At 29.4% G+C, this 22,099-nt stretch carries 18 protein-coding genes; 3 read left to right on the plus strand and 15 right to left on the minus strand.

The annotated features are described in order from the left end of the window. Nucleotides 1-10: 10 nt before the first annotated feature. The 4 genes from nuoD to ACNI3D_RS16040 are packed head-to-tail and all read right to left on the minus strand — an operon-like array spanning nt 11 to nt 2,942. Complete coding sequence (gene nuoD, locus ACNI3D_RS16025) at nt 11-1,237, minus strand: NADH dehydrogenase (quinone) subunit D (RefSeq protein ID WP_419767689.1); 1,227 nt, start codon at nt 1,235-1,237, stop codon at nt 11-13. 3 nt (nt 1,238-1,240) lie between these two features. Then, complete coding sequence (locus tag ACNI3D_RS16030) at nt 1,241-2,062, minus strand: NADH-quinone oxidoreductase subunit C (protein WP_419767690.1); 822 nt, start codon at nt 2,060-2,062, stop codon at nt 1,241-1,243. After that, nucleotides 2,062-2,571, minus strand: a complete 510-nt coding sequence (locus tag ACNI3D_RS16035) for a NuoB/complex I 20 kDa subunit family protein (RefSeq protein ID WP_419767691.1) — start codon at nt 2,569-2,571, stop codon at nt 2,062-2,064. The genes ACNI3D_RS16030 and ACNI3D_RS16035 overlap by 1 nt, the downstream gene beginning before the upstream one ends. Further along, nucleotides 2,553-2,942 carry an NAD(P)H-quinone oxidoreductase subunit 3 gene (locus ACNI3D_RS16040; protein ID WP_419767692.1) on the minus strand — a complete coding sequence of 130 codons (390 nt, stop codon included), beginning with the start codon at nt 2,940-2,942 and terminating at the stop codon, nt 2,553-2,555. Before ACNI3D_RS16040 ends, ACNI3D_RS16035 begins: the two co-directional genes overlap by 19 nt. Before the next feature lie 351 nt (nt 2,943-3,293). Here ACNI3D_RS16040 and ACNI3D_RS16045 point away from each other — a divergent pair, with 351 nt between their 5' ends. Continuing rightward, nucleotides 3,294-5,684 (plus strand): SEL1-like repeat protein, encoded by a 2,391-nt coding sequence (locus ACNI3D_RS16045; RefSeq protein ID WP_419767693.1) that lies wholly within the window; start codon nt 3,294-3,296, stop codon nt 5,682-5,684. Between the two features lie 33 nt (nt 5,685-5,717). Here ACNI3D_RS16045 and ACNI3D_RS16050 read toward each other — a convergent pair whose 3' ends face one another. The 6 genes from ACNI3D_RS16050 to nfo all read right to left on the minus strand — a co-directional run bounded on the left by ACNI3D_RS16050 (nt 5,718) and on the right by nfo (nt 12,949). Beyond that, nucleotides 5,718-7,451 (minus strand): ATP-binding protein, encoded by a 1,734-nt coding sequence (locus tag ACNI3D_RS16050; RefSeq protein ID WP_129100833.1) that lies wholly within the window; start codon nt 7,449-7,451, stop codon nt 5,718-5,720. Between the two features lie 89 nt (nt 7,452-7,540). Then, nucleotides 7,541-7,897 carry a hypothetical protein gene (locus ACNI3D_RS16055; protein WP_419767694.1) on the minus strand — a complete coding sequence of 119 codons (357 nt, stop codon included), beginning with the start codon at nt 7,895-7,897 and terminating at the stop codon, nt 7,541-7,543. A gap of 135 nt (nt 7,898-8,032) precedes the next feature. After that, entirely contained in the window at nt 8,033-8,605 is a 573-nt protein-coding gene (locus ACNI3D_RS16060; RefSeq protein ID WP_419767695.1) for a hypothetical protein, read from the minus strand. A 446-nt stretch (nt 8,606-9,051) separates the two neighbouring features. Further along, nucleotides 9,052-10,374 carry a DNA (cytosine-5-)-methyltransferase gene (gene dcm, locus ACNI3D_RS16065; RefSeq protein ID WP_419767696.1) on the minus strand — a complete coding sequence of 441 codons (1,323 nt, stop codon included), beginning with the start codon at nt 10,372-10,374 and terminating at the stop codon, nt 9,052-9,054. Between the two features lie 133 nt (nt 10,375-10,507). Further along, complete coding sequence (locus tag ACNI3D_RS16070) at nt 10,508-11,884, minus strand: Sau3AI family type II restriction endonuclease (RefSeq protein ID WP_419767697.1); 1,377 nt, start codon at nt 11,882-11,884, stop codon at nt 10,508-10,510. A gap of 219 nt (nt 11,885-12,103) precedes the next feature. Continuing rightward, nucleotides 12,104-12,949 carry a deoxyribonuclease IV gene (gene nfo / locus ACNI3D_RS16075; protein WP_419767698.1) on the minus strand — a complete coding sequence of 282 codons (846 nt, stop codon included), beginning with the start codon at nt 12,947-12,949 and terminating at the stop codon, nt 12,104-12,106. A gap of 169 nt (nt 12,950-13,118) precedes the next feature. On the opposite strand from nfo, the gene ACNI3D_RS16080 reads away from it, so the two are divergent. Then, complete coding sequence (locus tag ACNI3D_RS16080; protein ID WP_419767699.1) at nt 13,119-14,810, plus strand: L-lactate permease; 1,692 nt, start codon at nt 13,119-13,121, stop codon at nt 14,808-14,810. A gap of 33 nt (nt 14,811-14,843) precedes the next feature. Here the strand turns inward: ACNI3D_RS16080 and ACNI3D_RS16085 are convergent, their stop codons facing one another. Together ACNI3D_RS16085 and ACNI3D_RS16090 are read right to left on the minus strand one after the other, a co-directional pair. Further along, entirely contained in the window at nt 14,844-15,257 is a 414-nt protein-coding gene (locus ACNI3D_RS16085; RefSeq protein ID WP_419767700.1) for a hypothetical protein, read from the minus strand. 17 nt (nt 15,258-15,274) lie between these two features. Beyond that, the gene (locus ACNI3D_RS16090) at nt 15,275-17,683 is read right to left on the minus strand and encodes a methyl-accepting chemotaxis protein (RefSeq protein ID WP_419767701.1); all 2,409 of its coding nucleotides are present in this window, start codon (nt 17,681-17,683) and stop codon (nt 15,275-15,277) included. Between the two features lie 202 nt (nt 17,684-17,885). Between ACNI3D_RS16090 and ACNI3D_RS16095 the strand changes: the two genes are divergently transcribed. Next, entirely contained in the window at nt 17,886-18,449 is a 564-nt protein-coding gene (locus ACNI3D_RS16095) for a flavin reductase family protein (protein ID WP_419767702.1), read from the plus strand. On the opposite strand, the gene fumC is transcribed toward ACNI3D_RS16095, so the two are convergent. The 3 genes from fumC to ACNI3D_RS16110 form a co-directional block, all read right to left on the minus strand. Then, the gene (fumC, locus tag ACNI3D_RS16100; protein WP_419767703.1) at nt 18,446-19,843 is read right to left on the minus strand and encodes a class II fumarate hydratase; all 1,398 of its coding nucleotides are present in this window, start codon (nt 19,841-19,843) and stop codon (nt 18,446-18,448) included. The two genes, ACNI3D_RS16095 and fumC, sit on opposite strands and share 4 nt — an antisense overlap. Before the next feature lie 60 nt (nt 19,844-19,903). Further along, nucleotides 19,904-20,746, minus strand: a complete 843-nt coding sequence (locus ACNI3D_RS16105) for a DUF5718 family protein (RefSeq protein ID WP_419767704.1) — start codon at nt 20,744-20,746, stop codon at nt 19,904-19,906. Nucleotides 20,747-21,002: 256 nt separating this feature from the next. Continuing rightward, entirely contained in the window at nt 21,003-21,986 is a 984-nt protein-coding gene (locus ACNI3D_RS16110) for an HpcH/HpaI aldolase/citrate lyase family protein (protein ID WP_419767705.1), read from the minus strand. Nucleotides 21,987-22,099 lie beyond the last annotated feature (113 nt).

Here is a 22,099-nt window from a genome sequence, read left to right on the forward strand (position 1 = left end):
TATCTACTCCTTATCTATCAATCTCACCAAAAACTACGTTCAAGTTACCAATAATAGTAACAACATCAGCTAATTGGTGACCAACTAATATTTCTTCTAAAATAGAAGTATGCCAAAAAGAAGGTGCTCTTAGTTTCATCTTGTATGCATAAGGACTTCCATCACTTACAATCATAAATCCCAACTCACCTTTTGGTGATTCTGTTGCCACATAAACTTCACCACGAGGTGGTCTCATACCTTGAGTTACTAAAACAAAGTGTTGCATCAAGGCATAATTTTGAGTCATAATATCCTCTTTTGTAGCAGAGATATATTGAGGTTCATTTGCCATAAGTTGTGAAGGAGAAGCTTTATACATAGGAACCAATTGTCTTAATATTTTTGATGATTCTCTCATCTCTTGCATATGTACTTGATATCTAGCAAAACTATCTCCAGCACTTGCTATTGGTATATCAAAATTAAGCTCTGGATATATACCATAAGGCATCTCTTTTCTTAAATCCCATTTTTGACCAGTAGCTCTCAATATTGGTCCCGTACATCCCCAAGATTTTGCTGTTTCATTATTGATTACTCCAACATTTTCAAGTCTCATTCGCCAAATTCTATTATCTGTTAAAAGTGCTTCATATTTTGGAATTTCCACTTGTAAAATATTTAAATATTTTTCTAAACTCTCACACCAATTATCAGGTAAATCTAAAGGTACTCCTCCTATTCTAACTGCACTATGAGTAAGTCTTGCTCCACAATAGTCTTCTATCAAGTCTAGGGCAAACTCTCTTTCTCTAAAGGCATATAAAAATACAGACATAGCTCCCACATCAAGGGCATGAGTTGCAAGCCAAAATAGATGAGAGATTATTCTATTTAGTTCTATTAACATAGTTCTTATTACTTCTGCTCTTCTTGGTGCTTCTATTCCTAGAAGTTTCTCAACTGCAAGGGCAAATCCATAATTATTTGAAGTAGCAGCAATATAATCCATTCTGTCTGTTGTTGGCAAAAACTCATTATAAATCATATTCTCACCCATTTTTTCCATACCTCTATGTAAGTATCCAATATGAGGCCTAGCTTTTATTATCTCTTCACCTTGTAGTTCTAAAATAAGTCTCATTTGTCCATGGGCAGATGGATGTTGTGGTCCAAAATTGACCACCATAGTATTATCTTCTCGCTCGAAGTTTATATTTTCAAAAAAAGGTTTTAGTCTATTGGTTTGTTGCATTATCTACCTTCTCTCATCTAATATTTTTGATTTTTTCGCATCAAAATCTTTAACAAGTCGTTTTCCAAAAAGTTTAACACCACCCTCTTCGGTATAAGCAAGAGGTGTCTCTTTTTCTTCTCCCTCAACTATTGGTGTTCCAAAAGGAACTTCATGACCTAATCTTGAGAATCTTGTAGTGTCATATCTATCAATAGCTGCATCGTCTCTCTCTTCTGGACCTATTTCTTCTCTTGCTTCTTTTCCAAAAATATGATCTACTTCGTACCATTGTGCAACTTCATCACCATGAAGAGGATATGTCTTTCTTAAAGGGTGGTCATACCAATCATCAGGCATAAGTATTCTTTTCATATTTGGATGATTTATTACTTTTACCCCATACATATCATACATTTCTCTCTCTGACCAGTTTGCCATTTTAAATAAAGAATAAACTGATTCTAGAGTTTGTTTTTCTTCAATAAAACACTTAATTCTCATTCTTTTATGTTTACTCATAGAAAGCATTTCATAAAAGATTTCAAAACCTTTTTTATCAGCTAGATAATCTATTGCAGAAAGTTCCATAAGCATGTCATATTCTAACTCTTCTTTTAGAAGTTTTAGTGTAGTTACATTATCTTTTGGGTTTATATATATTACTAATTCATGATTTTCAATATAGGCTTCTAGTATTTGAACTTTTGAACTTATCTTTTCAATATCTTTTTCATAGATTTCATCACTTTTATAATCAGTTCTAGGAACCATTGGTGATACAAAAAATCTATCATTGTAGTATGATTTTTTTTGTACATTATCTTTAGGAGTATATTTTCTCATTATACTAACCTCTTTTTCTTTTTAGATAAAAATGAAGATTCTCTTCTTATTTTCTTTTGAAGCATCATAAGAGCATATTGCAAAGTTTCAGGTCTTGGAGCACATCCAGGAAGATAAATATCCACAGGGATTACTCTATCTACTCCTTGAACCGTGGCATAAGTGTTAAACATCCCACCTGTATTTGCACAGCTTCCCATAGAAATAACCCATTTGGGATCTGGCATTTGGTCATATAGTCTTCTCATATATTCAGCATGCTTTTTTGTCAAAGTTCCAGCAACAATAAGCACATCTGCTTGTCTTGGACTTGCTCTAAAGATAGTTCCAAATCTATCAAAATCGTATCTTGAAGCACCAGCTGCCATCATCTCAATTGCACAACAGGCTAAACCATAAGTCAAAGGCCATAAAGAGTTACTTCGCCCGAAGTTTACAATTTTGTCAACAGTTGAAAGAGCAATAGGTGCTCCACCATCTTGAAAATATTTTATTTTATGCTGTGCCATTCAAGCGCTCCTTTTTTCCATGCATAAATAAAGCCAATAGTTAATAATGCAATAAATAGAATCATCTCCACAAATCCAAACCAACCTAAGACTTTAAAATCCACAGCCCATGGAAACATAAAAATAATCTCTATATCAAATAAAATAAATAATAAAGCCATAAGGTAAAATTGTACAGAGATAGTATTTGGTTGCTTTGTAACTTCTGGACCACATTCATAGTATGTAGTTTTTAATTTTTCTGTATCAAGTCTTGCCATTTTTCTACTTACAAGCCTTGCTAACCACACTGTTGCAATAAAAGCACCAAAGGTTAAAACAAACATAACAAAAACACCAAAATACGGATGAGAAAAATCCATATGAGTCATATTACATCCTTAATTTATTTATATTTAAAGAATTTAGTTTTTTCATTTTAATTTACATTCAGCTAGATATTAGCAAAAAGCTTTTAAATCTAGACTTAATATTTATACATATAAAACATGCATTTATTAAAAGTTTATTCCTTATTTACTCAAAAGATAGATAAAACTATTTCATAATGGATTTATAATAAGCTTGGCTTAAAATAAAATAAATAGTTCATATTAGTTTTTAGAATAACATCTTACAAAGTTCTATATATGCAATATTTATTCCATAATTATTTTTTTCAACTATTTTAAGCTTATTTTCTCTACTATTACGACTTAAATAATTTTTTACATGGAGAAATAATGAAAATACTATCATCACTACTTTTTATTACGCTGTTTTTTGCAGCTTGTACTAATATAAGTTCAACAAATAGAAATATTGATTCAAAAGAAAACCTAATACAAAAATCTAATAATGGGAATATTCCAGCCATGTTGGATTTAGTAGAGTTTTATAACTTCCCTGAAACAAAAGAAGGACTATATTATTTTAACAAATGGTATCCTCTTATAGAAAAAAGCGAAGATATCCAAGGGCAAACAAATATTGCTAAAATCTATTATAAATATTCTGATATGTTTATAAATGGAAAAGAAAAAGCTACCGCTATTTTAATGAAAACATCTGACTTAGGAGATATAAATTCTTCTGTACTTCTTATAAAAAAATATTTGCAAGGATATGCAAATAAAGATGCGAATCAATTACTAAATAAAGTAATTGATAAACTATCAAAAAAACAATTATCAGATTTGTACACTGAATTTTCAAAAAAATACGATAAAAAACCAACAGCCAAGATTTTGGAAACAATGGAGAAAAAGGGCTTTGAGGAACCTTTTATAGTAAAAATGGAATATCTTAAATCTTTAATTTATAGTAGAACAGACACTCAAAAAGAGAAAATCTCAACTTTTGTAAATGAAGTGATTATTTCTAAAAATACAGAAAATATGCTTGCAACTGCACAACTATTAAAAAGACAATACGATTATAAAAATGATGCAATTAAATTGTATGAGGCATCTTTGAAATATGATTCTTCAAATAGTCAAGTATATTATGATATTTATAGAATTTTTAACTATTCAAGATCAAAAGACACCCTAAACATAGATAAAGAAACAGCTATAAGTTATTTAGAAAAAGCTTCTGATTTGTCTAATGAAGATGCTTCGAACGAATTATTAAGAATATACGCAAAATCACAAGAGTATATAAATGAGTATGTAAAGTTAAAAGAAAAACTACTTCAAAAGGATAAGGGGAAACTGGTATTAGCAAAATATTATAAAACCCATGGGAAAAATAATGCTGCAAATGAACTTTTTGAAGAACTTGCAGAAAAAGGTAATATTGATGCAATAATTGAAATCACAACAAGAACTCAATCAAAATATAATTTTGACCCAGAAGAGTTTCAACTAATAAAAAAGTGGCAAGAGTATGCTATAAAAAGTGATGATAAAGAACTTAAAAAAGAAATAATTAAAAAAATAACATTAAGTTACCGTAAAAAATATTTTACAGACTTTTTAGAAGAATTAAAAAAATCAGATACTCAAGATTATAAAAATATTTTAACACTAAGAAATCTTGCAAAAGAAAGCTATCGTGCTTATGATTATCAAGAAGCTATAAAATACTACACTTTAGCATCTTCTTATGGTGACATATTTAGTAAAAGAAGCCTTGCCAAACTTTATTTAGATAGTAAGGTAAACAAATATGATGAATCAGTCAAAATACTAGAAGAACTTACAAATAAGGGAGACGAAGAAGCAAGAAAAGATTTAATATCACTTTATACATACCCTCCATATGGATATGAGAAACAACCACTAAAAGCAATGGAAATATATAAAAAATATGCACTAAAAGGTGATATTAGATCTATTGAAAAATTAACTATTTTTTATATTTGTGATACTTGTGGAAATGGAAAATATATAGATTATAAAGAAGGAATTAAATACCTTAATCAACTAATAAAACTACGAGGAGAAGCTAGAGACTATGCAACACTTGCTTGGCTTTACAACTATGGAAAAGGCGTAGAAGTTAACTTAGAAAAAGCAAAAGAGAATTATTTAATAGCAATAGATAAAGGATATAAATCTGGATATTACAGACTTGCAAATCTATATTATCATGATGATAAAACTTTACCAATAATAAGACTTGATTATAATGAAGCATTAAAATACTTAAAATTGGGATATGAAGAACATGACAAAGATAGTGCCTTTTTATTAGCAAAATTTTATGAAAAAGGTTTTGGAGTTAAAAAAGATCTTGAAAAGGCAGTTGAATATTATAAACGAGTAGCTTATTCAAATGACAGTGTTTCTAATTTTTTAGGTAATTATTATAAAAAAAGAAAAGAATATGAAAATGCAAGAAAATATTTTTCTTATGCCGCAAGTAATAATTATGGTGAATCTCTTATTGATTTGGGAGTTTTATACGAAAAAGGTCTAGGTGGGAAAAAAGATATTAATAAAGCTATTGAGTATTATGAAAGAGCTTACAAAAAAAATACATCGCAAAAAGATATAGCTGCATACAATCTTGGATTAGTGTATCAATATGGAAAAGGTGATATCAAAAAAGATATTAAAAAAGCAAAAGAGTGGTATAAAAATTCAAATTATAAGAAAGCAAAAGATAAATTAAAAGGCCTAAAATAAGTACTCGAAAGAGTACTTATAAGATAACTCTTTTTAAAAAAAACCAACCTTATTTTCAGAGTCAAATTGAGATTTTTGCTCTTTTGTAATATGTTCTTTGAAGTCTTCCATTTTGAAAATTGGCTCATCCATAACTGCCACTTTATAAGCAGTATTTTTAATCACCAACTCTATTTGTCCACCTGTTAGTTCTATCTCTGATATTTTATTTATATCAAAGTCTTTATCCAATGGGATATTTTCTGGTAATAGTTTTTTCCAAAGTTCTAGTCTTTGTTCTTTGTTTGGTTTTACAAACTCAATTTTATAATTAAATCTTCTTGAAAATGCTTTATCCAAACTCTCTAAAAGGTTTGTTGTAGCGATTAGTATTCCATCAAATCTTTCAATTTGTTCTAAAAAGATATTTTGCATCTGATTATGCATCTTATCACTACCACTTGTTGATTCTGTTACCCTTGAACTTAAGAATTGATCTGCTTCATTAAGTAATAGTATTGGCTCACTTTTTGTTCTATCTCTTATATCAACATATGTTTCAAAGATTTTTCTAACATTTTTTTCACTCTCACCCACATACATAGATAGTATTTTAGAACAGTCAAAAGCTAAGACTTGTCTTTTAAGTGATTTTGCCATAGCTAAAGCTGTAAGTGTTTTACCAGTACCTGCAATACCATAGAAAATGATTCTTGCATCAATTCCTTTTTTTCTATCTTTTATTCCCCACTCTTTAAGTCTATTTATTACTTTTTTGTCAACTTGTTGTAAAAGAGCATCTAATGTTTCTTTTGTTTTTGGATTTAAAACAACATCTTCTAATGTTTTATCAGTAGATATTAGTTCAAACATATCTTGCTCTTTTATTACATTATCAATTTTGATTTTTGAAGCTCTTGTTTTCTTTTTTGCTGGGTGTGAGATTTTGTATAAAACTTCATCTGGAATATAAAAATTTCTATTTATCCCACCAAAAGGAGTTAACATCTCATCATAATCTACAAGTCCAGTTGAAACTAATTTTGAACTCTCTTCTAATAAACTTCTGTTTTTGATTTTTTCATAATCATCATGTGAAATCAAATCAATAAGTGAATTCATATCTCTTATTGATTCATCACCACCTGAATACTCCTCTTTTAATAAAGCAATAAATATCATTTGCTCTTGTTCATTTAGATCATTTTCTTTGAAAAACCCTACAAGCATGATTTCATGTGGCGTTGCTATTACTCTTTCTTTTATTCTATTTTCCAAAAGTGTAAGTTTTGATTTTAGTCTTTTTATATTTGGAGATTTTTCATCAAAATTATGTTTCACTACATTTAATTTTTGTGCTAAATCTATTTTGAAAAACTGGTCTTGCAAATATTCCAAGTGATCACTATATTTTGTAATCTCAGGTAAAGACATATCCATAGAACCATCTTCCATAAGTTTTAAAAATGATGGAGTTAAAGATACACTAGAATTTAGTAACTCCAACTTTGATAATTCACTTAGTTTTACAGGTGTAAATGAGTTTTGAACTAACCAACCCAGTTCAAGTAGTGATTTGATAACTTCAAGTTTTTCTAGATGTTCATATTTTTTTACATCATAAAACTCTGATAAAATATCAATCACCATCAAAGCATCTCTTCCACTTATATACTCTTTTGTAAGATATTGAAGTATTTTTCCCTCTTCTAAATTACACTTCAATTGTACAAAAAGGTCCTCTTTTTGCAAGTCTATGCTTTGTATAAATTTAATTAATTCGTTCATTTAATAGTTATTCCTGTTTTTGTTATATCTGTAAAATTTTCTTCCATAAATATCAATAATACATTAAAAAATCTTAAAAGAAGATACTCCTATTTTAAGATTTTATTTAAGCCTTCATAAAAAGTATCAGTGTCGATTTTTTCTTTAAAGTATAGCTTCTCACTTCTTTTTAATGTATCGATTAAAATCTTCTTATCTTCTTTTTTTACATTTTTGATATCATCATACTTAATATATACATTTTTTGTAAAATCTATATTAAACTGATTATTTATAATTGTTATATTATCTTTACATAAGCCCTTATATCTTGACTTATAATCATATATCGTATTACAAGAATTGTTTTTATAAAACTCTTCTATCATATTTATATTAGATGAATCCATATATAAAACCCACCCAATAGCAACTAAAAACGGAGAAAACAAAAGAAGTAAAATCATAAAAAAGATCCCTAATATTTTTTTATATTTTACATGAGTTTTTATTAAAGTAGATTATGAAAATATAATTAACTAAAGAAATAAATTTTATCTCTTTAGTTAAAAGCTGAGATTTTGTAGTTGTTTTTTAAAGTATTAAATAGAAAAAGATTTTTCTATCATATCTTTTATTTTTTCTTGTAAATCAGGATTTTTATCTAAGATTTTTAGACTATTATAAATCTCTAATAATTCTGATTCTTCAAATGTTGAAATATCATCAGCTGCTGCATATACAAATTCAAGTTTTACATAATCAACATTTTCATCACTTGTAGTTTTTACAGAGATTTGACTATTTGCAAAGGCATTTTTTTCTATGTTTTTTACAATATCATCACTAAAACTCAAAGGAAGATTAGGATTGATTGCTATATGAATAAAGATTTTATTGCTTCTTATTTTTATAGAATCAATATCTACACAATCATAATGTTCATAAATTATCTTATCACTTTTAGCAAATAAATCATACAAAGGACACACATCAAGTACATTTTTCTTTTTGAACTGTGGCAATGCTGATATCATAAGAAAATAGTTATTAAATTGTTTTCTATCAAGTGGTCTTGCTACTATTTTTTTATGTTCAAAACTACTATTAAAAAGTGTCGCTGTTCTATTTAAATCAAGAGTGTTGTTATTTTTTTGCTCATTGTTGTTTATCATAAACCATACCTTTATTGTCTTAGGTTTATTATATATTTTTGAAGATTTTTTTAAAATGATTTTTTGTATGAAAAGAGAGAAATTAGAGATGAAAAAGAGTTTCTTAAACTATTTTTAAGCAAAGTAATTCGTTTTAGACTGGTTTTTTTGATTTAAAATTATAAATCTATCTTGAACATCCTTCGGCTGTCTCACTTTCACTTTTTTTATCCGCAAAAAAAGTAACATGCACGAACAAAGTGAGCAAATTCTGCTTGCAGATAAAAAAAGCTCTCAACAGCTTCATCGGTCTTCGACTTCCCAAATCTTATGACTATGATTTACTTTCAAATAAAACTCAAACAATTTGGCTCAACGCACGAAGTTTGCCTTGTGCATTTAATACAAGTTTTCCTCCACTTCGATGTTGTTTTTTGGGGGATAGGGACATTTGATTAATAAATTTTTTAGATTATCTCATTTAAAAGAGTGTGTCCTAATTTTTCTACAATACCTACTACTAAAGCATTTCCCATTAAAAAAGCTCTTTTACTATCAGTAACACCAACAGTATGATTATCTGGAAACATATTTAATCGTTCAAGTTCAAGAGGAGTTAATCTTCTATATTTGCCATTAATTTTTATTACATGCTTAAACCGAGAAGCACTTGCTCCTCCTTCACCTGTAATAATTGTACGAGAAGGTTTTTCTAAACAATCGGGAAATCCCATACTTCCTTCTGTATATAAATATTTATGTCCAGTATTTTTATTTATTCTTTCAATAGATTTTGCACCTTTTTGATATTCCCATTTCTTTAGTTCTTCAGAATCTATATAAAATTCTTTTGGCACATTTTTTTCATCTTCTAAGAAATCTCCCAAAACAGAAATCTTTCCATTATAGTTAGCACTACATTTCGCAGTATAATATATTCCATCTATCATATATCCAGCATCTAAAAATGCATTTTTCTTTGGTGTTTCTTTATTGAAATTATCTGTAATATCAACTAGGTTATCACTTAAATTATTAATTAATAACTCTTTTTTTTCAATTTCATTTATAGGAAATGTTTTTGCAAAAATTCCAATATGATTTAAAATCTCTAATGTATTATTTTCTTTTAAAATATTATAAGATTTAGTATCTTGTTTTGTAGCAAAAATAAAAATACGTCTTCTTCTTTGAGGCATGCCATAATCACTAGCATTTATGACTCTCCACTCTACTGCATAACCTAGCTCATTTAAAGAAGATAAAATAATTGCGAAATCTCTTCCTCTCTGACTTGCAGGTGATTTTAGCAAACGGTCTACATTTTCTAGTAATAAATATTTTGAAGCATTTTCTTTTTTATCTCTGATAATTCTATGTATTTCCCACCATAAAACACCTTTTTTACCTACTAATCCATGAGCATTTTTTAAAGTACTTGCAACAGAATAGTCTTGACAGGGAAAACCACCAACAAGTAAGTCATGGTCTGGTATTTCTGATACATCAACACTAGAGATATCTTCATTACAATGATTTTCAAAACCAAATCTAGCACAATATACATCAGATGCATGTTGAGTTTTAGTAGAAGGTTCCCACTGATTACTCCACACAATTTTAAATTCACTATTATTTTTTTTAGCTTTTTCTAATCCTATACGAAATCCACCAACACCAGCAAATAATTCAATTGTTTTAATAGTTTGATTTGTAACATCCATTTGCTTGTTCATATTCTTTTGCTCTTCTACCTTCTGATAAAAACTAAATAAGTTGGGTGATTTCATAGTACTTCCTTATCTAATAATAAAAGAAGTATACAACCAAATTAAAGATTTAATTTAAAACATTACAATTTGCAATATCTATATATATTTTCACATTATATCTTATTTCTTCCATAAGATCAATTAATAGACTTTAAATTATGTCCTTTGTTTTTAACTGTTCTTGTATATATTTTGCATTTAACCAAAAACATTTCTTTACTTCTTTCGTCCCATGTGCTGTTTCAATAGTATCATTACCTTTTAATCCATGAGGTCTTACATGAGCAACTACTCCCTCTTTTATTGATGGTAATTTATCAGTTTTGTTATCCCTTATTCGTCGTACTGTTTCATCCCAAACCCACTGTGCTTTATCTAAATCTTTAACTGGAAAATTCCAAAATCTTATCTCCTTAAAAATATCACCTTCTTTAGTTTTTTTAAATATTAAAAAAAGAAACTTCTTAGAACTAAGTTGATTATAAAAAGCTGACTCTTCCCAAACTTCATTTATAATATCCTTGTATCTAAATATTTCAAAAGAAATAGATTCTTTTAAAACACCTGATGATTCAATAGCAATTGCTTTCAAAGTAATATTTGCCTTTTCAAACTCTTCTATTTTATTAGTTGAATAACCTAATAACCTATTAACTAAAATTCTTCTATGGTGTTTAGGTCTTTTATTCTCATAAACGATATGAAACTGTTTTTCTAACTCTAAATTACTTTTCCCTATATATGGCTTTAGACGAGAAAAAATATTCTCTTCAATTGTTAAAGGTAAGTTATCTTGAATTAAAGAAACATAGCCTTTATCTTCATTTCCTAAAAACTTTTTAATCAAATAGTTAATATATGTATTCTTAAAAGAAAATGCACGTGGTTTCGCTCCTTCATCATTATAGGGTTGAGGACGTCTATTTGTAGATTTACTTGCTTTTGTAGCTGCTCCTAAATATAAAGTGTCACCCTCAGATAGTAAATGAGCTTCTCCTCTTCTAATTTTATTTACAATAGTTTCCCAGTCTTTCTGAATTTGTGCGATATCAGCGTCAGAAATCTCGGATAATAAATTTAACATTTTTACAAATTTAAACTCATATTCAAGAAGACTCTTATTCCCTTCAAATAAATAGAACATAAGGAGGAGTAGTTTATTTTTCTCTAAAAATGAACTTGTTTCCCAATTTTCATTAACAACTGTCATGTAGTCAATCATTGAAAATACTAAACGTTCTTTTGCAGAATATTTATTTTTTTTATGAAATTTTAAAGGTGTAGTCTTTAACTCCATACCTACTTCTTTAAAGTCAGGGGATTTATCATTATTATTCTTTATGCCAAATAAATATTCTTCGACTATATCACCTAAAAGACCTTTCCTTTTGCCTTTATATTCATTAATTTTCTCTTCTAAAATACTTATAGCACCATCATCTAAAATTTTATATAGACTTTTATCAATAAATTGTTTTGAGTATTCTAAAATAGATTCTTTTGAATTTTTATCATAGTTAAATTTCATTTTATTACTTTCATATGATTTATTTAAGAGATGATTATAACTCAAACTATATTAATAATTATTTCCATAGTTAGAAAGGACTTAAAAGAATATGCAGATTTTTAAATAGGTCAAGGCGGAAAGAAAATTATACGAAGGATTTTACTTGTAGTAAATGAGTTTGTATGATTTTCTTTCCAACGCAGAGATATGACGAAAGATGTATGTTATTTTAAGTCTTTATTTTTCTACAAGATTATATAAATTAGCAATCTCTTCTGCCCAGATTTCCTCATTAATAGTCTCAAGGACTAGAGGAATATCATCCATTCTCTCATCATTCATAATAAACTTAAAAGCATCCCAACCAATCTTTCCTACACCTAAAGAATCGTGTCTATCTACTCTACTTCCTAAATCTGGTTTTGAGTCGTTTATGTGCATTCCCATTAGGTATTGTCTTCCTACTACCTCATCGAACTCTTTCCAAGTTTTATCGTATGCTTCTCTTGTTCTTATATCGTATCCAGCTGTGAACATGTGACAGGTGTCTATACATACTCCAACTCTGCTTTTATCTTCTATTTTATCTATGATATAAGCTAGATGTTCGAACTTGTAGCCTAGGTTGCTTCCTTGTCCTGCTGTGTTTTCTATCACTAGTTTTACATCATTTGTGGCATCGATTGCTTTGTTCATTGAAACTGCTATATTATCTAAGCACTCTTCTTCGCTTATCTTTCTTAGGTGGCTTCCTGGGTGAAAGTTTAGTCTGTCTAGTTTTAGGATTTCACATCTTTCAATCTCATGGATAAATCCATCTAGTGATTTTTGACGACTCTCTTCAACTGGGTGTCCTAAGTTTATCAGATAACTATCATGTGGTAAAATATGCTTTGGCAATATTCCACACTTGTCCATCTCTTCGAACCATTTATCAAGAACATCATTTTCTAAAGTTTTTGCTGCCCATTGTCTTTGGTTTTTTGTAAAAAGGGCAAAGGCTTTTGCTCCTATTGCTGTTGCATTTATGGGTGCATTATACACTCCACCACTTGCGCTTACATGTGCTCCTACATATTTCATTATCGGTTCCTATTATCTTTTTTGGGGGATTTTACTAAATCTTGGATTTTATGTTCCTTATTGTTTCATTTTAGTTCATATATTAATAAATGCTAGATAAATGCTATTTTTATCATGTGAATATCATTTCCTTTAATTATTATTTAGTTTGAAAAAATAAGGAGATTTTATGGAGATAAGCACACAAGCTCTTTTTGCTGCACTACCTATATTTGTTGCAGCAATCTTATTAGTTGGATTTAGATGGCCAGCTAAGAAAGCGATGCCAGTTGTATTTGTAGTGACTGCACTTGTAGCCTTTTATGTATGGCAAGTAAGTTTTAATAGAATACTTGCATCATCAATTCAAGGTTTTTTAATTACACTTGCTGTTTTATGGATAATCTTTGGTGCAATTTTATTGCTAAATACACTTAAACACTCAGGTGCTATAAAAGCAATTAGAGAAGGGTTTAATAATGTAAGCCCAGATAGAAGGGTACAAGTTATTATCATAGCTTGGTTATTTGGTTCATTTATAGAAGGGGCTTCTGGATTTGGGACAACAGCTGCCATTGCTGCTCCACTTTTGGTTGCTATTGGTTTCCCTGCAATGGCTGCTGTTATGATTGGTATGATGATTCAAAGTACTCCTGTATCATTTGGTGCAGTTGGTACTCCTATTTTAATAGGAGTTGATAAAGGTTTAGATTCACAAAGTATTAGTAACTCTTTGCAAGCTGTTGGTTCGAATTGGGAAACATACTTACAAATCATCACAAGTGAAGTTGCAATCATCCATGCTATTACAGGAACATTAATCCCACTTTTTATGACTCTTATGATGACTAGATTTTTTGGTCAAAATAAATCATGGTCAGAAGGATTATCAATCTTACCATTTGCTATATTTGGTGGATTAGCATTTACTATTCCTTATGCACTTACAGGTATATTTTTAGGGGCAGAATTTCCTTCTATTATAGGTTCTCTTGTTGGACTTCCAATTGTAATTTTTGCTGCTAAAAAAGGTTTTTTAATTCCAAAAGATACTTGGGATTTTGCACCAAAAGAAAAATGGCCAATCAGTTGGGTATCTAAACTTGAGATGAATATGGATGCTATGAATACTAAAGTTAATATGTCTTTAACTAAAGCTTGGATTCCATATGTACTTGTTGCAATTATTTTAGTAGTTACAAGAGTATCAAGTGAAGCAAAAGCTTTTGTTACAGCTTGGGTAATACCTTTTAAAGATATTTTAGGTGAAGGATTAAACTACTCTATTACGCCTTTATATTTACCAGGTGGGATTTTGATATTTGTAGTTTTAATCACTTTTTTCTTACACAAAATGGAATTCAAAGAGATAAAGGAATCTTTTTCTGAGTCTTCAAAAGTTATGTTAGGTGCGGGGTTTGTACTTGTATTTACTATTCCATTAGTTAGAATTCTTATCAATTCAGGAGTAAATACTGCTGGTTTTGATTCTATGCCTGTAGCCATGGCAAACTTTGTGGCACATTCTGTTGGTGATATTTTCCCATTATTTGCTCCATTTATTGGTGCTTTAGGAGCATTTATTGCTGGAAGTAATACTGTTTCAAATATGATGTTAAGTCAATTCCAATTTGGTGTTGCAAATGCCCTTGGACTTTCAACTGCACTTATGGTATCTCTTCAAGCAGTAGGAGCAGCAGCTGGAAATATGATTGCTATTCACAATGTTGTGGCAGCATCTGCTACGGTTGGATTACTTGACCAAGAAGGGGAAACAATAAGAAAAACAGTTATTCCTACACTTTACTATTGTTTAGTTACTGGGATTATTGGTTTAATTGCTATGTACTATTTGGGAATAACAGATCCATTAGTAAAATAAATTTACAAAGAGAGAATCTTCTCTTTGTAATTACTACTTACAGATTTTTTGATCACTTTTTTTACTATACAATCCATTAATAGCTTTTTGCAAAATATGTATTTCATAACAAACTCTTCCATTTGTTTTATTTCTATTGACTAGTCCTGTTATTTCATATACTTCAATTGATTTTGGATTTGGGAAAATCCCATCTACGGGCTTATGTTTAGACACAAAAATCTTATTTGTATCAAAAATATAATAACTTTCATAATCCACATATTTTACAATGTTATTCTCTTTAAACTCGATGCTAAATGGTTCATCAAAACTATTATAGAGTCCAAAAGATATATTACTTCTTTTGTCCTCTAAATTACTCATTTCCCAAATTCCTACAAGTTCTTTAGGAGTAATAGCGTAAATAATTGAAATCAATGATGCTATTAAAAGAATTATTTTCATCTATACCTCTATATTTATTAAAAGCTTTCCCACTCATCATTAGCATTTGACTTTTCTGCTGTAATCACTTTTGATTTTTCTTTTTGAGTAGAAGTTTTTTCACTTATTTTTTTATTTATAGTTTTAGAAGATTCAGCCACTTTTGTAGAACTCTCTTTTTTTACTATATTTACTGATTTACCTTTACCCTCAAAGTTATTTAGATTTACATTATTTACAATATCTATTGCTATTTCATTTGTTATTTGAGCAATATCATTTGTTTTATCTGCAACTGATGCATTTTCTTGTGTAAATTTATCTAATTGACCAACTGCATCAGCTATTTGTGCCATACCTATAGATTGTTCTTTTGCTGCATTTGTTACATCATCAATTAATTTACTTGTTTCTACAATTTTTGATTCAAGGTTAGTAAAACCTTCTATCATTTTAATACTTATTGTTTTACCATTATTTGCTTTTGTAGTAGCACTTTCAACTAACTTCTTAATCTCTTTTGCAGCTTCTGCAGAACGAGATGCTAAGTTTCTAACCTCTTGTGCAACTACTGCAAAACCTTTTCCAGCCTCACCTGCTGTTGCAGCTTCTACTGCTGCATTTAGTGAAAGTATATTTGTTTGGAAAGCAATTTGATCAATCACAGTAATTGCTTCATTTATATTTATAACTGTATTATTGATATCTTCCATTGCACTAACAGTATCATTTGCCAAGCTTTTACCTTGAGTTGCTGATTCTTTTGTCTCATTTGAGATTGCATTCATCTCTTGTGCTTTATGATTTGTTTGTTCAATTGTACCCGTGATTTCATCTATTGAAGCAGCCGTCTCTTCTAATGATGCAGCTTGAGATGTAGCATTTGAACTTAATGTTTTTACATTTGAAGTAAGTTCATTTGAACTTTGTTGTAAAGATAATCCATCCTCTTGATTGTCTCTTAACATATCTGTAATCATTCTATTCATTTCAATTATTTCTTTTCCGATTTTTCCAGAATGTTCACTATCTAATGTAGCTGTAAAATCTCTTTTCATGTATGAGGATAAGATTTGACTTATTTTATTTAAATCTTCTCCAACTAATTGTGCTAAGTTCTCTAACATAGTATTTAGAAGATTTTTTAGCTCATTAAGAGAATCTGTGCTTGTGCTTTTATCTATTCGTTTATTTAAATATCCTTCACCCACATGATTTACTACATTTTTAACATTTTCAAGTAATTCATTATCTTGATTTATTCCCTCTTGAATTTTAGTTACATTTTTATTTATACTTTTAGCCATGTCACCAAATTCATCATTTGAATTGATTTCAATTGCTTCTGTTTTGTTTGTCTCTTTATTTAAATACAAGAAAAATCCATCAAGTCCTGTACCAATTGATCGTAGATTAAAATTAAGTTTTTTAATAGAAAAAATAACCACTCCAGCCATTAATAAGATTCCAATCAAAGAAGCTATAATAGAAAAGTTTCTTATAAAATATGCATTTTGCAAATACTCATTTTCAGGTACAGTTAAAAACAGATTCCAATAAATCCCTTCATTTCCAATAGAGACAGCTTTTGAATAATAAAAATTAACCAACCCATTTTCTCCTACTCTTGTAAAAGTTGTATCTTTATTCTCTTGTGCTTTATTTAGAGCATTATTAAATTCTTCTGTTGTAGGAAGTAAAACTCCTAATTTTTCTCTTATTGGATGGGCTAAAGTATATTTATATTGTCCTACAAGAAAAAAGTAACCAGTATCATAATACCTTGTCTCTTTTGATTTTTTAGCAAAGGTTTCTAAATTAATATCAATCCCTGCTACCCCTATATACTGGTTATTATTGTACATAGGTACTCCAATACTTACCATAAGTACTTTTTCTCCATTTACAGGATATAAATATGGCTTAGTAATATATAATTTACCACTTTCCATAGGACCCTTTATCCATGCATCTTTCTCAGAATAAACAGCACCAGGAGAAACAGATATTCCAGAATCTGTTCTTGTAATATAAGGATTAAATTGTCCAACCTTATCATAACCTTCTTTTCCAGCCAATTCCATATTCTCAGGGAAAAGTAGTGTCTTATCTTTTATTTTAAACCAAGTACCAACAATAATCTCATTATGATTTAAGATATCTTTAAAGTATTGAATTACTTCTTTTGGTTCTAAGCTAAGGCCAGTTTTAAAAGTTGCCTCAAACTTTTTACCCATTAGTCTAGTAACAAGAATCGTTTTCTCAACTTCTCCTTGTATTATACTAGCTTCTTTGAATGCAGCTTCTTGTAAATACTGCGTAGCCTCACTTTGTGAAGTTTCATATGAATATTTAATAACAAAAAACATTGTTATTCCAAAAACTATAATCATCGTACTTAATACTTGTAATAATAACTTATTACCAAAACCTAACTGGCCTCTCATTTTTTCTCCCTTTTTGTTTCTGTTAATAATTCGTTAATATAATATTATACTCCAATTTGGTTACAAAAGAGACCATTAAGCTAATATCTTTGCAAATAATTAAGATAGTTTAAATAATCTTTTATGCACAGAAATTAACATTTTATGTAATTTTAAAAATTGCTATAATAAACTAAAATATAATTAAATAAAAGGTTACTATATGATACTAGATTATGAGAAAATAGATGATTTAAATAGATATAAAATAATATCTGATACAGTAGTTCCAAGACCTATTGCTTGGATAGTAACAGAAGATAATGGAGTTATAAATGCAGCTCCTTTTTCATACTTTATACCAATATCAAGTAATCCCGCTACTTTAATTGTAGCCATTGGAATAAAAGATGATGGTACTCCAAAAGATAGCTTAGCAAATATCTTAAAAACAAAAAAGGCCACAATTTGTTTTGCAAATAAAGACAATGTGGATAAAGTAAAACTTTGTTCGACTATGTTAAAAAAAGAACAAAGTGAGATAGAAGAGTATGATATAAAGGTACAAAAAATACTTGAAGATTTCCCACCTATGATTTCATCTTCTCAAAGTGCTTTATTTTGTGAATACTACGACACAGTTAAAATACCTGGGAAAACTACACCTCTTATTTTAGAGATAAAAAAACAGTTCATAGAAGATGATAGAATCAATGAAAAAATGCATGTAAATGTGGAAAATATTGGAAGAAGTGGAGCTTTTTTTAAAGCTATGGTAGACCTTTAAATCTTAGGTCTTACCATCTCTTGGGGTTTTACATACTCATCAAACTCTTTTTCACTAAGTATTCCCAATCTTAGTGCTTCTTGCTTTAAAGTTGTTCCATTTTTATGTGCAGTTTTTGCTATAAGTGCTGCTTTTTCATAGCCAATATAAGGATTTAGTGCAGTTACAAGCATCAAAGAATCATTTAGATATTTTTCTATATTTTTATTATTTGCACTTATTCCAACAGCACAATTATCATTGAAAGCATTCATTGTGTCACTCAAAAGTCTAATTGATTGTAAAATATTATATGCAATCACTGGTTTAAATACATTTAATTCAAAATTCCCTTGACTAGCACTAATACTAACTGTTGAATGATTTCCCATAACTTGGACAGCAACCATTGTCATGGCTTCACTTTGGGTTGGATTTACTTTTCCTGGCATGATTGAACTTCCAGGTTCATTTTCTGGAATATTTAACTCTCCTATTCCACATCGTGGTCCTGAAGCTAACCATCTTATATCATTTGCTATTTTCATCAGATTACTAGCTAAGGCATTTAAGGCTCCACTTAAAAAAACCTCTCCATCATGGGAAGTTAAAGAGTGAAATTTATTTGGATGTGAGATAAATTTATATTTTGTATTAGTATTTATATTCAAGTTTTCACAAACAAGGCGCGAAAAATCTGGGTGAGAATTTAGTCCTGTACCAACAGCCGTTCCTCCAATAGCAAGTTCACAAATATACTTCATACTATCATCGATTTGATTTAGTGCTTTTTCTAACATCTCAACATAAGCTGAAAACTCTTGTCCTAGAGTAAGTGGTGTAGCATCTTGAAGATGTGTTCTTCCTATTTTGATGATATTTTCAAACTCTTTTGTTTTATTTTCTAGGGTTGTTTTTAGTTGATTTATTGCAGGAATTAGTTGTTTTTGTAACTCTAAAACAAAAGCTATTCTCATGGCACTAGGATATGTATCATTTGAACTTTGACCTTTATTTACATCATCATTTGGATGTATTAGTTTTTCAACTCTAAAATCTTTTCCTAAAAGTTCAGTTGCCCGTGAAGCTATTACTTCATTTAAGTTCATATTTGATTGGGTTCCACTTCCTGTTTGCCAAACAGCTAAAGGAAAATTATCATCAAGTTTTCCCTCAATTATTTCATCACAAACTTTTGATATAACATCTTTTTTTTCTATTGAAAGTTTTTGTAAATCATAGTTTACTATTGCACATGATTTTTTTAAGTATGCAAAAGCTTTGATTATCTCTTTTGGCATTTTTTCAATACCTATGGGAAAGTTTTCCAAACTTCTTTGGGTCTGAGCTGCCCAATATTTATCATTTGGAACCTTGATTTCTCCCATAGTATCTTTTTCAATTCTATAATCCATCATAATCCCTTTGTTTTTGTTAATTATATATCAAAAAACAAAGAGATTATTTAAAAAATATTATTGAACTATTTGATGAAGTTTAGAACACTGTGAAAGTAATACTTCTGATCCTGACATATCTTGTAAAATATCTTCAAAAGAGTGAAAGTGTGCATTATAAACATATATAAATATTTCATCCCCTTTTTCTAAATAGTGATGTTTACCAAACTCAGTATATGCCGTAGCACCTGCTGCTATTAAGATACCTTTTTTATTATTTATTTCTTTGAAATATTGAGGTAAAGCTTCAAGTGGACCTACTTCTTCTTGGGTGTTAAATTTATCTATCATCCAATCTTTTAATTGACCAAAAAAGTATGAGTATGAATTTACAGCACTAATTGTTCCATAATCATGTACAATTCCATCTCTTTTTAAAAATGAAGCGATATGGTATTTGTTCAAAATTCCAGCTTCATCAAAACTATCTATTTCAATAAATTCTGGCGCAATTCCCTTTGATGATCTTCCCCAATTTTTTTTAGTGCTTAACATCTTCCCATCTTGCACTCTGTTTGAGCAATCATTAAATGCCCCAAAATATCTTGGTTTTAAATCTACTAATTTGTCATTTTCATATACAAAATCACAAATTAATCCTACTTCTGCTTCAACTTGTAAATGCTCTATTCCATTATGATTTATCTCATCTGTACAAATAGGAAATTGTCCTAAATAACTCTTATCATTTGGAATATAAAAAGGAAATAATCCCTTTGGTGCATCTTTTTCCTCTGTTTTGATTACTGAAAATTCATCGGCCTCACCTGCTTCCCCTAAGTGATTTGCGAAGTTTCCTGCAACACCAAAACCTAAATAATCTTTTAAGTCTTCTGTATTTATATTATATTTTTTCATTTTTTTGCCCTTAATTTTAAAAATTTAGACAATTTATTTTTTATTTTGGGATGATTATTTTTTAAAGTGAGAATATTTTCGTGAAGTTTATGTGGGTAGTTAAATTATCTTATGTAAAACTCTACCAGCGGTATAAACTCTTCTCACTGCAGTTGGCGAGCATGACGACTTTGTTAATTATCATTATTAATCCTTTCATAGTTTTTCAGATAAGAATATTATCCTCTTATCTGAAAATTTAGCTTAAAAAATAAAATTAAGCGAAAAATCTTTTTTCTACTTCATCTTGAAGTTTTCCACCAGAGAATTTAGCTCTTTGAACTAATTCCCAAAAGTATCTATATGTTGCTCTATCATGTAGTTCACCATCATATTGAATAGGTCCCCACTCTGCATTTTGTGCAGCTAATAAAATATTTTGTGCAGCTTCAAGTTCTGTAAAATCTGGTTTCATAGCATCTACGATTGCTTGAACTTGTGTTGGATAGATTGACCACATTCTCATAAATCCAAACTCATTTCTTGCTCTCTCCGCATCTTTAAATGTTTGGTATGGATTTTTTAAATCTAAAGTTACATTGTGACAAGGAATAACATGATTTTCAATAGCTGCTTGACATACTTTTGCTTTAGCAGCTGCAATTAATCTATGTTCAAATTGACCTGGGCTTCTCATATTAATAGCAGCAATTGCACCTTGGTAACCAGAAACAAAGTCCATAAGACCGAAATCTAAAACTTGTAACCAAGGTAGCGTTGCAGTTTTTTCAACATCTCTTAATGCCCCATGAGTTTCAATTAAAATATGAATTGGAATCTCTCTTTTTATTCCAGCTTCCTTTGCTACTTTTTGAATATACTCAATTTGTGTTTTAGCATCTTCATAACAAGTTGATTTTGGCAAAGTAATATATGCAAGTTTTTCACCAGCACCAGGTACTAAAATATCAATATCTTGTCTCCAATCAGGATGTGAGAAATCATGGATTCTCGTCCCTGCCATAGCATAAGGGTTTGCTTCAGAGTCTACAACTCTTACTATCATTTCTGCATGTTCTACTTCTTTTCCTGTTTCTGCTCCATCTTCACAATCACAAGTGATATCAAAAACTGGTCCTAGTTTTTTTTGCATTTCAAAGCCTTTTAAAATAAGCTTTTCACTTCCTGCAAAGTGCTCACAAGTTGGGATTATTGGTAAAGATTTTCCTGATTCAAATAGTGCTTCGTTTGGGTGTGTCATAATTTCTCCTTTAAAATTGGTTCCCTATTTTAAAGGGACCTATATGTTTAATGTCTTCTTTTTAACATGGGAAATAAATTCCCATTAAAAGAAGCAAAATCCTAAAGAAGGCA

The organism is Arcobacter siniprincipis (SeqCode) (assembly GCF_048571125.1).
GTDB lineage: Bacteria > Campylobacterota > Campylobacteria > Campylobacterales > Arcobacteraceae > Arcobacter > Arcobacter siniprincipis.

Excerpts from the sequence above, each read along its gene's own strand:
- nuoD (WP_419767689.1), bottom strand. The coding sequence starts at position 1,237 with ATGCAACAAACCAATAGACTAAAACCTTTTTTTGAAAATATAAACTTC.
- ACNI3D_RS16030 (WP_419767690.1), bottom strand. The coding sequence starts at position 2,062 with ATGAGAAAATATACTCCTAAAGATAATGTACAAAAAAAATCATACTAC.
- ACNI3D_RS16035 (WP_419767691.1), bottom strand. The coding sequence starts at position 2,571 with ATGGCACAGCATAAAATAAAATATTTTCAAGATGGTGGAGCACCTATT.
- ACNI3D_RS16040 (WP_419767692.1), bottom strand. The coding sequence starts at position 2,942 with ATGACTCATATGGATTTTTCTCATCCGTATTTTGGTGTTTTTGTTATG.
- ACNI3D_RS16045 (WP_419767693.1), top strand. The coding sequence starts at position 3,294 with ATGAAAATACTATCATCACTACTTTTTATTACGCTGTTTTTTGCAGCT.
- ACNI3D_RS16050 (WP_129100833.1), bottom strand. The coding sequence starts at position 7,451 with ATGAACGAATTAATTAAATTTATACAAAGCATAGACTTGCAAAAAGAG.
- ACNI3D_RS16055 (WP_419767694.1), bottom strand. The coding sequence starts at position 7,897 with ATGATTTTACTTCTTTTGTTTTCTCCGTTTTTAGTTGCTATTGGGTGG.
- ACNI3D_RS16060 (WP_419767695.1), bottom strand. The coding sequence starts at position 8,605 with ATGATAAACAACAATGAGCAAAAAAATAACAACACTCTTGATTTAAAT.
- dcm (WP_419767696.1), bottom strand. The coding sequence starts at position 10,374 with ATGAAATCACCCAACTTATTTAGTTTTTATCAGAAGGTAGAAGAGCAA.
- ACNI3D_RS16070 (WP_419767697.1), bottom strand. The coding sequence starts at position 11,884 with ATGAAATTTAACTATGATAAAAATTCAAAAGAATCTATTTTAGAATAC.
- nfo (WP_419767698.1), bottom strand. The coding sequence starts at position 12,949 with ATGAAATATGTAGGAGCACATGTAAGCGCAAGTGGTGGAGTGTATAAT.
- ACNI3D_RS16080 (WP_419767699.1), top strand. The coding sequence starts at position 13,119 with ATGGAGATAAGCACACAAGCTCTTTTTGCTGCACTACCTATATTTGTT.
- ACNI3D_RS16085 (WP_419767700.1), bottom strand. The coding sequence starts at position 15,257 with ATGAAAATAATTCTTTTAATAGCATCATTGATTTCAATTATTTACGCT.
- ACNI3D_RS16090 (WP_419767701.1), bottom strand. The coding sequence starts at position 17,683 with ATGAGAGGCCAGTTAGGTTTTGGTAATAAGTTATTATTACAAGTATTA.
- ACNI3D_RS16095 (WP_419767702.1), top strand. The coding sequence starts at position 17,886 with ATGATACTAGATTATGAGAAAATAGATGATTTAAATAGATATAAAATA.
- fumC (WP_419767703.1), bottom strand. The coding sequence starts at position 19,843 with ATGGATTATAGAATTGAAAAAGATACTATGGGAGAAATCAAGGTTCCA.
- ACNI3D_RS16105 (WP_419767704.1), bottom strand. The coding sequence starts at position 20,746 with ATGAAAAAATATAATATAAATACAGAAGACTTAAAAGATTATTTAGGT.
- ACNI3D_RS16110 (WP_419767705.1), bottom strand. The coding sequence starts at position 21,986 with ATGACACACCCAAACGAAGCACTATTTGAATCAGGAAAATCTTTACCA.